At 70.3% G+C, this 14,115-nt stretch carries 12 protein-coding genes; 6 read left to right on the top strand and 6 right to left on the bottom strand.

Annotated features, from left to right (window positions below; translation table 11 throughout):
• The first annotated feature begins 122 nt into the window (after positions 1-122).
• From AB5I40_RS02485 to AB5I40_RS02475, 3 genes are all read left to right on the top strand, one after another.
• Positions 123-1,073 carry a response regulator transcription factor gene (locus tag AB5I40_RS02485; protein WP_370936786.1) on the top strand — a complete coding sequence of 317 codons (951 nt, stop codon included), beginning with the start codon at positions 123-125 and terminating at the stop codon, positions 1,071-1,073.
• Positions 1,074-1,215: 142 nt separating this feature from the next.
• A complete protein-coding gene (locus AB5I40_RS02480) occupies positions 1,216-2,478 on the top strand; it encodes an alpha-hydroxy-acid oxidizing protein (protein ID WP_370936785.1) in 1,263 nt (420 codons plus the stop codon).
• 60 nt (positions 2,479-2,538) lie between these two features.
• Entirely contained in the window at positions 2,539-3,204 is a 666-nt protein-coding gene (locus tag AB5I40_RS02475) for a GntR family transcriptional regulator (RefSeq protein WP_370936784.1), read from the top strand.
• A gap of 201 nt (positions 3,205-3,405) precedes the next feature.
• Here AB5I40_RS02475 and AB5I40_RS02470 read toward each other — a convergent pair whose 3' ends face one another.
• The 6 genes from AB5I40_RS02470 to AB5I40_RS02445 form a co-directional block, all read right to left on the bottom strand.
• The gene (locus tag AB5I40_RS02470; RefSeq protein WP_370936783.1) at positions 3,406-4,560 is read right to left on the bottom strand and encodes an LLM class flavin-dependent oxidoreductase; all 1,155 of its coding nucleotides are present in this window, start codon (positions 4,558-4,560) and stop codon (positions 3,406-3,408) included.
• Positions 4,557-5,567 (bottom strand): ABC transporter substrate-binding protein, encoded by a 1,011-nt coding sequence (locus AB5I40_RS02465; RefSeq protein ID WP_370936782.1) that lies wholly within the window; start codon positions 5,565-5,567, stop codon positions 4,557-4,559. The genes AB5I40_RS02470 and AB5I40_RS02465 overlap by 4 nt, the downstream gene beginning before the upstream one ends.
• Positions 5,554-6,258, bottom strand: a complete 705-nt coding sequence (locus AB5I40_RS02460; RefSeq protein WP_370936781.1) for an ABC transporter ATP-binding protein — start codon at positions 6,256-6,258, stop codon at positions 5,554-5,556. Before AB5I40_RS02460 ends, AB5I40_RS02465 begins: the two co-directional genes overlap by 14 nt.
• Entirely contained in the window at positions 6,243-7,058 is an 816-nt protein-coding gene (locus AB5I40_RS02455) for an ABC transporter permease (protein ID WP_370936780.1), read from the bottom strand. The genes AB5I40_RS02460 and AB5I40_RS02455 overlap by 16 nt, the downstream gene beginning before the upstream one ends.
• A 645-nt stretch (positions 7,059-7,703) precedes the next feature.
• A complete protein-coding gene (locus tag AB5I40_RS02450; protein WP_344276007.1) occupies positions 7,704-8,414 on the bottom strand; it encodes an MBL fold metallo-hydrolase in 711 nt (236 codons plus the stop codon).
• 24 nt (positions 8,415-8,438) lie between these two features.
• Positions 8,439-8,939, bottom strand: a complete 501-nt coding sequence (locus tag AB5I40_RS02445) for a DinB family protein (protein WP_370936779.1) — start codon at positions 8,937-8,939, stop codon at positions 8,439-8,441.
• A 43-nt stretch (positions 8,940-8,982) separates the two neighbouring features.
• Between AB5I40_RS02445 and AB5I40_RS02440 the strand changes: the two genes are divergently transcribed.
• The 3 genes from AB5I40_RS02440 (at position 8,983) to AB5I40_RS02430 (ending at position 14,112) form a co-directional block, all read left to right on the top strand.
• Positions 8,983-9,870: a DMT family transporter gene (locus AB5I40_RS02440; protein WP_370936778.1), complete on the top strand. Its 888-nt coding sequence runs from the start codon at positions 8,983-8,985 to the stop codon at positions 9,868-9,870.
• Between the two features lie 793 nt (positions 9,871-10,663).
• The gene (locus tag AB5I40_RS02435) at positions 10,664-12,355 is read left to right on the top strand and encodes an ABC transporter ATP-binding protein (protein ID WP_370936777.1); all 1,692 of its coding nucleotides are present in this window, start codon (positions 10,664-10,666) and stop codon (positions 12,353-12,355) included.
• Complete coding sequence (locus AB5I40_RS02430) at positions 12,352-14,112, top strand: ABC transporter ATP-binding protein (RefSeq protein WP_370936776.1); 1,761 nt, start codon at positions 12,352-12,354, stop codon at positions 14,110-14,112. Before AB5I40_RS02435 ends, AB5I40_RS02430 begins: the two co-directional genes overlap by 4 nt.
• Positions 14,113-14,115 lie beyond the last annotated feature (3 nt).

The raw sequence follows: 14,115 nt of genomic DNA, 5'->3' as shown, positions 1-14,115 counted from the left end.
ATCCGGAACGCTACGAGCATGCGTCGGCGGTCGCATCGGCCTAAAAGCCGATCCGCTCGTGCGCCCGTTGACATTCCGGACGGCGGGCGTTCATGCTCCGTTCGGCAGCGGAGGTTCGGAACATGGCCGCGGATGTGCAGTGGTGGGCACGGCTCGCCCAGGAAGTGCGCGCGGCCGGGCGCGGCGACCTGCCCGTCGAGACTCCGCTCCGCGCGGTGCGCGACAAGCTCGGTTTCGCCTGCATCGCGTTGGTGAGCGGCAGCAAACAGCGCACCGCGACGGTCAACCTCGGCTATCCGGCGGACATGCTCGGCTACATGACCACGACCTACCGGTGGAAGTGCCCGATCCACTCGCGCGCGGCCCGGTTGGGTCTGCCACTGCGCTTCGTCGACATCCCGGAGGTCCACGAGACCAGGACGTACCGGGAAGGCATTCAGCCCTACGGTTTCCGCGAAGGCGTCACGCTGCCGCTCTCGCCGGGTACCGGCCCGGAGCGGAGTTTCGTAGCGCTGAGTTCGACGCATGACCGTCCGCTGGACGACGGATCCGTCCTCGCGCTCACGATGTTGTCGCACGATTTCGCCGCGCTCGCCGACCCTGGTGCCGAACCGGGCGATTCCACCGCTGATGTCGTGCTGTTCGTTTCGCGGTCCCAGGTCGAAGTGCGCGCTGCCGCGGTGGACCAGCTGCCGCTCGGCGAGCGCGAGTTCCGCCTCGCCGCGCAGTGCGCTTTGACCGAGCGGACCGGATTTCACCACCGAGACGCGGACGGTGTCTGGTGGCGAGTGCTCGCACGGGTGCGTCGTCCGGACGGCGTACTGCTGCGGATCTCCCGCGTGCCTGAGCCCGGCCCGTTGACCGGCCGGGAGCTGGACGTGGTCGGTCTCGTGGCGCGCGGATGGTCGAACGAGCGGATCTCGGCGGCGCTCGGCATCGCGATCCGGACGGTGCGCAGCCACGTCGAATCGTCGTTGGTGAAGCTCGACTGTCCGAACCGGACCGCGCTGGCCCGGCACGCGCTCGAACACGATCTGGACACTCTCGGCGCGCTGGAGGCCGCAAACCGCTGATCGGATTGTGTCACAATCCTTGCGATCAAGGCGGTGGCGTGCTTGACTCGCCGTGCCCATTAGTTCCGACAATGGCGTCGCAGCAAGCATTCTGTGTATCGCACATTGTGTACCGATCTTCTCGGTGGCCAGGAGGCAGCGGATGACCACGTTCGAACCCGAGCACCTGCCCCGGCGGCCGATCAAGCGGCGGCTGCCCCGGCCGTCGGAGATCCGCCCGCTGCTGAAGTTCCGGCAGCCGAGGTTCGATGTCCGCGAACGCCGCCTCGCCACCGCGCACACCATCGACGACCTGCGCACCATCGCGCGCCGCCGCACTCCCCGGCCGGTTTTCGACTACGTCGACGGCGCGGCGGAGCAGGAGATCAGCATCGGCCGGGCGCGGCGGGCCTTCGAGAACGTCGAGTTGCATCCGCGCGTGCTGCAGGACGTCACCGCGGTGGACCCGTCGACGTCCGTCCTCGGTGGACAGTCGGCGCTGCCGCTCGTGCTCGCGCCCACCGGTTTCACGCGCATGATGCACCACGAGGGCGAGATCGCCGTCGCCCGCGCGGCCGCTCGCGCCGGAATCCCGTACGTGCTCTCGACGATGGGCACCACCGATCTCGAAGACGTCCGCGCGTGTGCGCCGTCCGCGCGGCAGTGGTTCCAGCTCTACCTCTGGAAAGACCGCGCCGCGAGCGAAGCTCTGATCGACCGCGCGGCGCGGGCCGGGTACGAAGCGCTCGTCCTGACCGTCGACACCCCGATCGGCGGGGCGCGGATGCGCGACGTCCGCAATGGACTGACCATCCCGCCCACGCTGACCGTCCGCACGCTCGCCGGGATCGCCGTGCGGCCGTCCTGGTGGATGAATCTGCTGACCACCGAGCCGCTGCAGTTCGCCGCGCTCAGCAACTTCGACGGCACGGTCGAAGAACTGATCGGCACGATGTTCGACCCGTCCCTGACCGTCGAAGACCTGCGGTGGCTGCGCGAACTGTGGCCGGGAAAGCTGGTCGTCAAGGGTATCCAGAGCGTGGCCGACGCCAAGGAGATGGCCGGTTCCGGCGTCGACGCCCTCGTGCTCTCGAACCACGGCGGCCGCCAGCTCGACCGCGCGCCGACCCCGCTGGAACTGCTGCCGCGCGTCGTCGATGCGGTTAGCGACGACTGCGAGATCATCCTGGACACCGGCGTCCGGACCGGCGCCGACCTGGTCGCCGCGCGCGCACTGGGCGCGTCGGCGGCGATGGTCGGCCGGGCCTACCTGTACGGCCTGATGGCGGCCGGGGAACAGGGCGTCGACCGCGCGATCGAGATCCTCCGCGCCGAATACACGCGGACGTTGCGGCTGCTCGGCGTCGTGCGCACCGACGAAATCAGCGCGGAACACGCCTCCCTGCGGCTGCCCGCCCGGATTTGACGGTGGGCTCGGCTAAGATCGGCAGCGGCTGTGGGAAGTTCTGCTGAAACGAGTAGCGACGTGCGCGATCAGGCGGTCAGTACGCCAGGCGGCATCGCGCAAGCCCTCCGCGACGATCTCCTGGACGGCGTCCTCGAACCCGGGACGCGGCTCACCGAGGAATCGCTGAGCGCGAGGTTCGGCGCCGGGCGACATTCGGTGCGGTCCGGGCTTCAGACGCTGGTGTCCGAAGGGCTTCTCGAACACCAGCGCAACAAGGGAATCGTCGTGCCCGCGGTGACCGCCGAACGCATCGACGCGATGTGCTCGTACCGGTCGATCCTGGAACTGGGCGCGCTGCGCCTCGCGCTTCTCCAAGGCGCGAACTTCGCCGCTGTCGACGAGGCCGTGCGGCACCTCGAAGCGATGACCGCCGAAACCCCGTGGCGGCACGTGATCGAGGCGCACAGCGCGGTGCACGCGGAAATCGTGGCCGCCAGCGGGAATCCTCGCGTGGTCGCCGCGCACCGGGCCTGCGCGAATGAGCTGAACTGCATGCTCGCGACCATCCGCGCCGAGTCCTCCGCCGAGCACCTGGCGACAACCCACCGACATCTCGTCGGCCAGCTCCGCGCTGGCGGCGAGTCGGCCTTGAAGGCGCTCGATGACGACCTCGAACTCGGCGGCCGCGCGATGATGCACCTCGCACTGCGCCGCCGGAGCGAGGTGCCCCATCTGCTCTCGTGAGTGACGTTGGCGGTTCTCACCGGCAACGCCAACACCCAGCTCCGGCATTCCGCCGCCCCGCGCCAACACCGGGACTCGCATGTTCGCCCCGGCCCGCACCGCCTTGGGCGCGCACGGCACTCACCTCGCCGCACCGCCAACGCCGTCGCATCGGTCAGCGCGAGGGCTGGTGAGCGGCGGTGCCGGTTCTCGCGACCATCCCTACTGCGCAGCCACCGCCTGCTCCCCCGGCACCGCCCGCAACACCGGCACCTCGTCCAGCAACCCACGCCGCCCCAACTCAGGCCGCACCCCCTCGCCGAACCAGTACGCCTCCTCCAAATGCGGATACCCGGACAGCACGAACTCCGACACCCCGGCGTCGTGGTACTCCTCGATCAGATCCGCGATCTCCGCGTAACCGCCCACGAGCGCCGTCCCCGCCCCGCCGCGGACCAGCCCGATCCCGGCCCACAGATGCGGATGGATCTCCAGATCCCGCGCCGTCGCCCCGGCCTTGCCGCCGTGCAGCGCCACCATCCGCCGCTGCCCCACCGACTCGCTCGCCGCCAGCTGCGACTGCGCCTTCGCGATCTGCTCCGGATTCAACGCGTCGAGCAGCTTCTGCGCCTCCGCCCAAGCCTCGGCCGAGGTGTCGCGCGCGATGGTGTGCAGGCGAACTCCGAACCGCACCGTGCGACCGGCCTCCTCCGCCAGCTCCCGTACCTTGCCGATCTTCTCGGCGACCTGCGCGGGCGGCTCGCCCCAGGTCAGATACACATCGGCGTGCCGCGCGGCGACCGGGAGCGCCGCCGCCGAGGAGCCGCCGAAGTACAGCGGCGGCACCGGATCCGGTGCCGCAAGCGTCGTGGCCCCTTCGACCCGCAGATGGTCGCCAGCGAAGTCGAACGGCTTCCCAGACCACACGCCGCGCACGATCGACAGGAACTCGTCGGTCCGGGCGTAGCGGGCGTCGTGGTCGTGCCAGTCGCCGAAGCGGCGTTGTTCGATCGCGTCGCCGCCGGTCACGATGTTCAGCAGGACCCGGCCGCCGGACAGCCGCTGGAACGTGCCCGCCATCTGCGCGGCGAGCGTCGGCGAGATGACGCCCGGGCGGAACGCGACCAGGAACTTGAGCCGGTTCGTCTCGCGGATCAGCGCGGCGGTGGTCAGCCAGGCGTCCTCGCACCAGGTCCCGGTCGGCGTCAGCACGCCCTCGAACCCGAGCCGCTCGGCCGCGCGGGCGACCTGCGCCAGGTAGTCCAGATCCGCCGGCCGCTGCGCGCTCGGCCCCTGGGACTTGTTGGCGTGGAAGCGTTCCACGATCGTCCGGCCGTCCCCGGTGGTCGGCAGGAACCAGTGCAGTTTGACGCTCATCCGTTCCTCCTCGCGGCCTCGATGTCGGGCCCGTAACGGCGGTCGACGAACGCCGCGAAGTCGACCTTCCCGGGCAGCGTGCCCTCGTTGGTGAACGCGTCGGAAAGCTGCTGCTCGGACGCGACGACGGAATCGTCCAGCGGGATCGGCCGGTCCCGCCCGGCGGAAACGGCCTTCTTCGCCACCTCCGGCTTCAGCCCGGTCTCCGCCGCCCACGCGCGCGCCCACTCGTCCGGATGCGAATTGGCCCACAGCTGGGCTTTCACCACGCGCTGCACGAAATCCTTGATCGCCGAGTTCTTGCCCGGATCGGCGAGCGCGGTCGTGCTGGCCGTCTCGAAGGCGAGCCCGTTGGACGCGCCGCGACCGTCGGCGAGCACCCGGGCGTGCGCGTCGATCTGGGCTTGCGCGGTGTACGGGTCCCAGATCGCCCACGCGTCGATCTGGTGCTGGGTGAACGCGGCGAACGCCTCGGACGGTTGCAGGAACGAGAGCTTGATGTCCTTTGTGGACAAACCGGCCTTCTTCAGCGTATTCAGCAGCTGGCCGTGCGCCGAACTCCCCTTCGCCACACCGACCGTCTTGCCCCGCAAAGACGCGACATCGGTCAGCGGCGAATCCGGCGGCACCAGAATGGTTTCCCGTTCCACATTGCTCTTCGCCACGCTCACCACGGAGATCTTCGCCTTCGACGCCGCCGCGAAAATCGGCGGCGTATTGCCGACCCGGCCGACGTCGATCGCGCCCGCCGACGCCGCCTCCAGCAACGGCGGCCCGGAGGTGAAGGTCGACCATTCGATCCGGTACGGCGCGCCGCTCAGCTGATTCGCAGCCGTGAGCAGGGATTTCACCCCGCCTTTCTGGTCGCCGACGCGAAGCGTGACCTTCTTCAGCTCGGCGGGCGACACCGCGGCGGGCACCGGCGCGCGACCGTCCGAAGCGGACGACGAGCAGGCGGCGAGCCCGGTCAGCAGAAGCGCCGCGGCCAGGACGTTACGCAGGTGCACCTTCGGTCACTCCCAGATCGGCCAGGACGCGGCTGCGCACCTCGGCATGGTCGGCGGCCTTCCGCGGACGCGGCTGGCCGAGAACGTGTTCGGCGACGATGTGGCCTTCGCCGAGGACGAGGATCCGGTCGGCGAGTACGAGCGCCTCGTCGACGTCATGCGTCACCAGCAGTACTGCGGGTTTGTGCGTGCGCCACAGATCCTCGACAAGCCGGTGCATCGCCAGCCGGGTCAACGCGTCAAGCGCGCCGAACGGTTCGTCCAGGAGCAGCAGATCCGGCTCGCGGACCAATGCCCGGGCGAGCGAAACCCGTTGCGCCTCACCGCCGGAGAGCGTGAGCGGCCACTTGTCGGCGTGCTCCGCGAGCCGCACTTCCGCTAGCGCTTTCTCCGCGACAGCGCGGCCGTTGTCCTGGTGCAGGCCGAGCACGATGTTGCGCCAGACCTTGCGCCAGGGCAGCAACCGCGGCTGCTGGAAGGCGACCGAAACCGTCCCGTCAATGCTGGCCGTGCCCTCGATCTCCTGATCCAGCCCGGCCAGCACCTTCAGCAGCGTCGACTTCCCGGACCCGCTTCGTCCGAGCAGCGCGACGAACTCGCCGCGGCCGATGTCCAGGTTGAGTCTGTTGAGGACAGTCCGGTCCCCGAATTTCTTCGCGAGGTCACGGACCTCTACTACCGGGCTCGCCATCGCAGGGCCCTCCTTTCGAGCAGCCGGACGAGCGCGTCGGTGACGAGCCCCAGCACGGCGTAGACCACGAGCCCGACCACCACGACGTCGGTGCGCAGGAATTCGCGGGCATTGTTGATGAGATAACCGATCCCGGCGTCCGCGTTCACCGTTTCGCCGACGATCAGCGCCAGCCACGCGACCCCGAGCGACTGCCGCAGCCCGACCAGCGCCTGCGGCAGCGCACCCGGCAGAACGACGTGCCACAACCGTTCGCCGCGCGTGAACCCCAGCGCCCGCGCGGCTTCCACGAGCTGTGGATCGGCGGTGCGGATTCCCGAGTGGACATTCAGATACAACGGGAACGCCACGCCGAGGGCGACCAGGACGATTTTGGTCTCCTCGCCGATCCCGAACCACAGGATGAACAGCGGGATCAACCCGAGGAACGGCAAGGTGCGCAACATCTGCACCGGCGGATCGACCAGCGCCTCGCCCCACCGGGACAGCCCCGCGACGGCGCCGAGCAGGAGCCCGGCCAGCGCCCCGAGCGCGAACCCCGCGCCGACGCGGCCCAGCGAAACAACGAAGGCACTGCCGAGTTCGCCGCTGCGGGCGACGTCGACGCCGGCTTGCAGGACAGTCAGGGGAGAACTGAGTTTGTCGGGCGGCAACGCGCCGGTCGAGCTGGCGATCTGCCACGCCGCGACCAGCGCGACCGGGCTGATCCAGCGCCGCAGCGACGGCAACCGCCGCCGCGGCGCACGCTTCGGCGCGGCCGTTTCGGCGCGCGGCAGCACGCCCGTGGTGGAAATCGACACGGATTTCTCCCGGGTGGGGGTTTTCGGTTCAGGGAACGGGATTCAGCGGCGGGACAGACAGACCGCGCTCGCCTGCTGCCGGAGGTCGACGTGCAGGCGGCACACGAGGAGGACGCCGCGCTTCATGCCCCCGAGCTTCGATCCCCGGACGGGTGAAGTCAATGTCGCGCTTTCCGGCTCTCACGCACTGGAACCCGCACGCCGGTGTACGGGGTTTGTTCACCCGGCCGGTACGCGGATGCCCGGGATGCGGGACGGGTTTCCCGGGCTGGTGCCGAACATGGGACGAGCCGTGCTGGTGCTTGCTCAGGGGTTTCCCAGTCAGCTCCGCACATCCGATGCGTTCAGTCCGTGATCCGGCCGGTCATCGCGGCGGCTACCCTGGCAAACCACCGAATGTCTGGAGCCGTCGCGAAAATTGTCGGTGCTGTGCGGTACAAGATCACTATGGCTATTTCCACGGCACAGCAAGCGTTCTTCGCCCCGACTCCGCACTGCACACCCCATAGGCGCAACCGCGCCGCCCCGCAGCCAACCTGCGACGCCATCGCTGCGGCGACCTCCCGGCCAACGAGCCGATTCCGCCGCCAGCCTCCGGCACTGCGCGCCGCGCCGCGCTTTCGGCCGCCTGAACCGAGACCCGGCTCAGCCGCCGAACATCAGCCGCCATTCCTCCAGCGACCGGGGCCGGAAGACGAAGTTCGTCCCCTTCACCCGCGACAGCGACGCCGAAGACTCCGGCGAATACTGGTGTCCTGGATACACGACCGGATCGCCCGGAAGCGTCGCCAGCCATTGCAGGCTGCGGAAAATCGCGTCCGCGTCGCCGCCCGGGAAGTCGGTCCGGCCGCAGCCCTCCAGGAACAGCGTGTCCCCGGAAACCAGCCGGTCGCCGACCAGGAAACACTGGCTTCCCGGCGTGTGCCCCGGCGTGTGGAGCAGCCGGATGTCGATCGAACCGACCGTCACGACGTCGTCGTGCTCGTGGGCGCGCAGATCGGTGTCCGACACGCCGGTCACCCGGCGCACCCATTCGCTTTCCTGCGCGTTGACGTGGATCGGCACCGGCCGCAGCGCGAGCAGTTCCGCGATGCCCGGCAGCGAGAAGCCCATCATGTCGCCGCCGACGTGGTCGGGGTGGTGGTGCGTCGCGAGCACGCCGGTCAGCCGCATCCCGTCGGACTCCAGCGTCTCGACCAGGTCGCCCACCGCGTACGCCGGGTCGACCAGCACCGCCTCGCCCGATTCGCGGTCCCCGATCAGGTAAGCGAAATTCACCATCTGGGTCGCGACGGGATCCCCGACGGCGAAATCGCGGCCGGCGAGCAGTTGGCGGAAGTAGAGCTGGTCTGCCATGCCCCGCAGCCTAACGGTCGCCGCTCACTCCCCCACGGAGCCGTCGGCGAGCTCCCGCAGCGCGTCGAGGTGCCCGACGTGCCGCGCGGTCTCCTGCACCACGTGCGCCAGCACCCAGCGGACAGTGAACTCCCCGGACCGCCGCGTCCGGTCCTCCGGCGTCAGCCCGGCCAGCGCCGCCACCGCCCGTTCCCGCTCGGCACGATAAGCCGCGATCACCCCCGCGACGTCGTCCTCTGGGGTCAGATCCCAGCTCGGATCCGGCGACCCCGGCCACAACGACGGCTCGTCGGCCCCGCCCGCCTCGATCACGAGCCACCACCGCTCGACCGCGGTCAGGTGCTTGAGCACGCCCAGCGCGCTGGTCCGCGGCGAACTGGGCAACGGAGTCGCGACCGCCTGTTCCCGGGTCAGCCCGGCGACCTTCTGCACCGCGGTCGCCCGGAGGAAGTCGAGGAACCGCGTCTGCACGGTCACCTCGTCGCCGTCGAGCGGATCCGGCCAGACGCGTTCTACCTCCGCCATGGCCCCGACCCTACCGTCGCCGGGCAGGAATACCCTCGGCGTCATGGTGTGGGGATTTCTGTGCGCGCTGCTGTCCGCGGTGGCCTACGGCGTCGCTTCGGTCATGCAGGCGGTGGCCGCGAAGGCCGCCCCCGACGAGGGCGGTTCCGGCGTCGATCCGCGCCTCCTCCTGCGCGTGCTGCGACAGTGGAAGTTCGTCGTCGGCCTGCTGCTAGACGGCGTCGGCTTCGTCGCGCAGATCGCCGCCCTGCACGTCCTGCCGCTCTTTCTCGTGCAGGCCACCCAAGCCGCAAGCCTCGCGGTAACAGCAGTCGCGGTGCGGGTCTTCGGCGTCCGGCTCGGTGCCCGGGAATGGACCGCCGTAGGCGTCATGTGCGCCGGACTCGCGTTGCTCGGTTCGTCGGCAGAAAGCGAGGGCTCAACTGAGGTCGGCCTGGCCTTCCGCCTGACGCTGGCCGGTGCCGCCGTCGCACTGGGAATCGCCGGACTCCTAGTCGGCCGCGCCAGCGACCGCGTCCGCACCGCCGGACTAGGCCTGGTCGCCGGCCTGTGCTTCGGCCTGGTCGCGGTCGCCGGACGGGTCATCCCCAGCCTCGCACCTCTGGACCTGCTGCGCGATCCCGCCTTGTACGTCGTCGCCGTCGCAGGCGCTCTGGCGATGCTGTTCTTCGCCACCGCCTTGCAACGCGGCAGTGTCACAACGGCCACCGCCATGATGGTGCTCGGCGAAACAGTCATGCCGTCGCTGATCGGCGTCGTGCTGCTCGGCGACCGCACCCGCCCCGGCTTCGCCGTCGTCGCGCTGATCGGTTTCGTCCTCGCCGTCGCCGCCGCCCTGGCGCTGGCCCGATTCGGCGAACCCGAACCAGCCGTCTCAGCCGAAGAACAGCCCCCGGAAACCGAGCCCGCCAGCCGCGACGCCCACCGGTAGCCCCAGCTCCCGCCGTCCTGCGCCGCGAAGGTTAGGCTAGCCTTCGCAACTGGCGGGACAAACGGGAGCAATCGGCGAACGAACCAGCCCCGCCCGCACGAATGGAGGGGCCGGTGACCACGCCCGCACAACCGGCTGGAGACAACGCACAGCCTGGCGCGAACCCTCGCCGCCGGCATCCCGACCTCCGCCAACCCGACGCGGAGGCCCTGGTGACCACCGCACCCCTCACCAGCCGCGATGTTCTCCGCATTGCCGAACCGGCCAACGGAAACGCATCCGCGCCGCAGGCCACCAGAACCGGCGAAGCGCTCGTCCCGGCAACCGAGCCCACGGCTGGAGAGCACCCGCTGCCCAGCACGACCGCCAGGCAACGGCACCCACCCGCGCGGAGGCACCGGTGACCACCATCCCGCCCACGACTGGCCGAGGCCTCCGGCGCGGCGCTGCCGCCAGCCAACCGAAACCCCGCCCACGCAGCCATCCGCCCGACCTCCTCTCGCCCCACCGAGAGGTGCCGGTGACCACCACGCCGCCCACAACTCGCCGACGCCTCCTGCACGGCGCTGCCACCGGCCCAACCCTTACTCACCTCACGCGGAGACTCCGGTGACCACGACCCCATCGACCACCGGCCGCCAAGCCCTCCACGACACCATCACCAGCCGCCCCAAACCCGCCCACCCCACGCGGAGACGCCGGTGACCACCACCCCACCCACCACAAGCCGCCAAGCCCTCCACGACACCATCACCAGCCGCCCCAAACCCGCCCACCCCACGCGGAGGCACCGGTGACCACCACCCCACCCACCACAAGCCGCCAAGTCCTCCGCAGCGCCATCACCGGCCAACGGAAATCCGTCCTCTCCGCCTCCATCCTCGCCGCAGGTCACCAAGGCGGCGAAGCGCTCGTCCCCGTAGTGATCGGCGTCGTACTCGACCGAGCCGCAGGCGACAGTTCCGCCCTCACCCTCCTCGGCTGGCTCGCCGTACTCGCCGTCGTCTTTCTCGTGCTCTCGTCCAGCTACCGTTTCGGCGCGCGAGCCGCCGAGCGGGCGTCCGAGCGGGCCGCGCACGAGATCCGGCTCGCGGTCAGCCGTCGGGTCCTGCATCCTCGCGGCGGAGCGGAAAGCGGCTCGCTCGCCGGGGAATTGGCGAGCGTCGGGACTTCGGACGCCCGCCGCGTCGGGATGGTCAACGCGGTGCTTCCGTTCGGCATCGCAGCACTCGCGGGGCTGGTCGTGAGCGCGGTGGTGCTCCTCCGGATGTCCGTGCCGCTCGGGCTGCTCGTCCTCCTCGGCACGCCGCCCCTGCTCTTCCTCGCCCACCTCATCGGCAAACCGCTCGAGAAACGCAGCGAACTGGAGCAGGAACGCGCCGCGCACGCCTCGGGCGTCGCCGCCGATCTCGTCAGCGGGCTGCGCGTCCTGAAGGGCATCGGCGCGGAACCGGCGGCAACAGCACGCTATCGCCGCACCAGCCGCGATTCCCTGCGGGCGACCATCCGCGCCGCCCGCGCACAGGCTTGGCACAACGGCGCACTGCTCGCCCTCACCGGGATCTTCATCGCGATCGTCGCACTCGTCGGCGGCTCGCTCGCCGCGAATGGCGAGATTTCCGTCGGCGATCTGGTCGCCGCTGTCGGACTGGCCCAGTTCCTCCAGACACCGTTCACCATCTTCGCCTGGGTCAACGGCCAGCTCGCCCAGGGCCGCGCCTCCGCCGGACGAGTCGCCGCCGTGCTCAGCGCTCCCCCAGCTGTCCCGGACGGAACCGGCGAGCTGCCCGTCCCAGCGAGCGGCAGCGTGACGTTTTCCGCGGTATCGCAAGGAAAACTCCGCGAGCTCGACCTCACCGTCCCGCCCGGCGAGCTGCTCGGCGTCGTCACCACCGACCCCGCCACGGCCACCGATCTCCTTGACTGCCTGGGCCGGTTCGCCGACCCCAGCAGCGGAGCCGTCCACGTCGACGCTGTCAATCTGTCCACTGTGGACCCAGAACGAGTCCGCGACGTCGTCCTCGTCGCGGCGCACGACACCGATCTGTTCGAAGGCACCGTAGAAGACAACGTCCGCGGCGGAATGCCCGCGATCCCCGACGGAGTGCTCACCGCCTCAGCCGCCGACGAGGTTGCCGCGACTCTCCCGTCCGGCACCGCTACGACGGTCACCGAACGCGGGCGATCGCTGTCCGGCGGGCAACGACAACGCGTCGCCCTCGCGCGCTCTCTCGCCACGGAAGCGACAGTCCTGGTGCTGCACGATCCGACCACCGCCGTCGACACCGTCACCGAAGCCCGCATCGCCACCGGAGTGGCGGAACTGCGCCGGAACCGGACGACGATCGTGGTCACCACCAGCCCGGCCCTGCTCGCCGCGACCGACCGGGTCGTGCTGATCGAAGACGGCCAGGTCGTCGCGGAAGGCAGCCACGCCCAACTGGTCCGCGCCGAGGCGGCTTACCGAGCGGCGGTGCTGTCATGACCGAACGCGAACTTCTGCCCGTCGCCGCCGGACCGCGCGTCCGGGCCGTGCTGCTCGACTTGCTGCGCCAGGCGAAAGGCCGCGCCGCCGGGTCCTTCGCGTTCGTGGTCGGCGCGACCGCGATCGGCCTGCTCACCGCTCCCCTGCTCGGCCGGGTCGTCGACCTGGTCGCCACCCGGCAGCCCGCGTCCGCGCTCGGGTACCCGGTCGCCGGGCTGGTCCTGGTCGCCGTGACGTCCGCGATAGCCACCGCCATCGGCGTCTCGATGCTCGCCCGGCTCGGCGAAACCATGCTCGCCGACCTGCGCGAACGGTTCATCGACCGCGCGCTCGGCCTGCCGCTGGAGCAGGTCGAGAAGGCCGGTTCCGGCGACCTGACCACCCGCGTCACCAACGACGTCTCGGTCGTCGCCGAAGCAGTCCGGCAAGCCCTGCCCGCGCTCGCCCGCTCAGTGCTGACGATCGTGCTCACCCTGGTCGCGATGGCGATCCTCGACTGGCGTTTCCTCGCCGCGGCCCTGCTGGCGGTCCCGATCCAGCTGCACACCGTCCGCTGGTACGTCCGCCGCGCGACCCCGCTGTATGCCGCCCAGCGCGCCGCCGTCGGCGCGCAGCAGCAACAGCTTCTCGACACCATCGGCGGCGCCAAGACGGTCCGCGCGTTCCGTCTCGCGGACGCGCACGTCGATCGGGTCCGCGAACGGTCCAACGGCGCGGTGAAGCTGGCATTGCGAGGAGTTCGGCTCGCGACCCGCTTCTACGGACGCCTGAATCTCGCCGAGTTCGTCGGGCTGTCAGCCGTACTTGCCGCCGGTTTTCTTTTGGTGGGCGCGAATCTCGCGACCGTCGGTGTCGCGACGGCGGCCGCGCTGTACTTCCACAGCCTCTTCGGGCCGATCAACACCGCGCTCGCGCTGGTAGACGACGCGCAGGCGGCGACCGCGAGCCTGTCCCGGCTGATCGGCGTGGCAGATCTCCCCGTGCCCGCCGAACCGACCCGGGTGAGCCGTCCGGTCGACGCGTCGGTGAAGGCCGTCGACATCGGACACTCCTATGTGGACGACCATCCGGTGCTTCGGGGCGTCGATCTGGAAGTCGCCCCAGGTGAGCGAGTCGCGCTGGTCGGGGCAAGCGGGGCCGGGAAAACGACGCTCGCGAAACTGATCGCCGGAATCCACCAGGCCAGCAAGGGTGCGGTGTCGATCGGCGGTGTTCCGCTCGACCAGCTCGGCCCGGCCGCCACCCGTCGCGCGGTGGCGTTGATCAGCCAGGAGGTGCACGTCTTCAGCGGCCCGCTGGCGGATGATCTCCGCCTCGCCGCTCCCGAGGCCAGCGACGACGATCTCCAAAGGGCACTTGCGAAAGTCGGCGCGGCCGAGTGGGTCGAAGCGTTGCCGGACCGGCTCGCGACGGTCGTCGGCGAGGGCGGGCACCGGCTGACCGTCACGCAGGCTCAGCAACTCGCGCTGGTCCGCCTGGTGCTCGCCGACCCGCCGGTGGCGATCCTCGACGAAGCGACGGCCGAAGCAGGCAGCGCAGGGGCGAAAACGCTGGAAGCCGCCGCAGCCGCCGCGCTCGAAGGTCGTACCGGCTTGATCGTGGCGCACCGTCTGACCCAGGCGGCGGCTTCGGACCGCATTGTCGTCCTGGACGCCGGTGCGGTGGTCGAATCCGGGACACACGACGAACTGGTCGCCGCGGGCGGCCGATACGCGACGCTCTGGACCGCCTGGTCCGGCCTCCGCAGGACGGAGTGATCC

It is taken from the genome of Amycolatopsis sp. cg13 (assembly GCF_041346965.1).
Classification (GTDB): Bacteria; Actinomycetota; Actinomycetes; order Mycobacteriales; family Pseudonocardiaceae; genus Amycolatopsis.
Note: the sequence above shows the minus strand (reverse complement) of the source record. Positions and strands in the feature narration are given on the sequence as shown.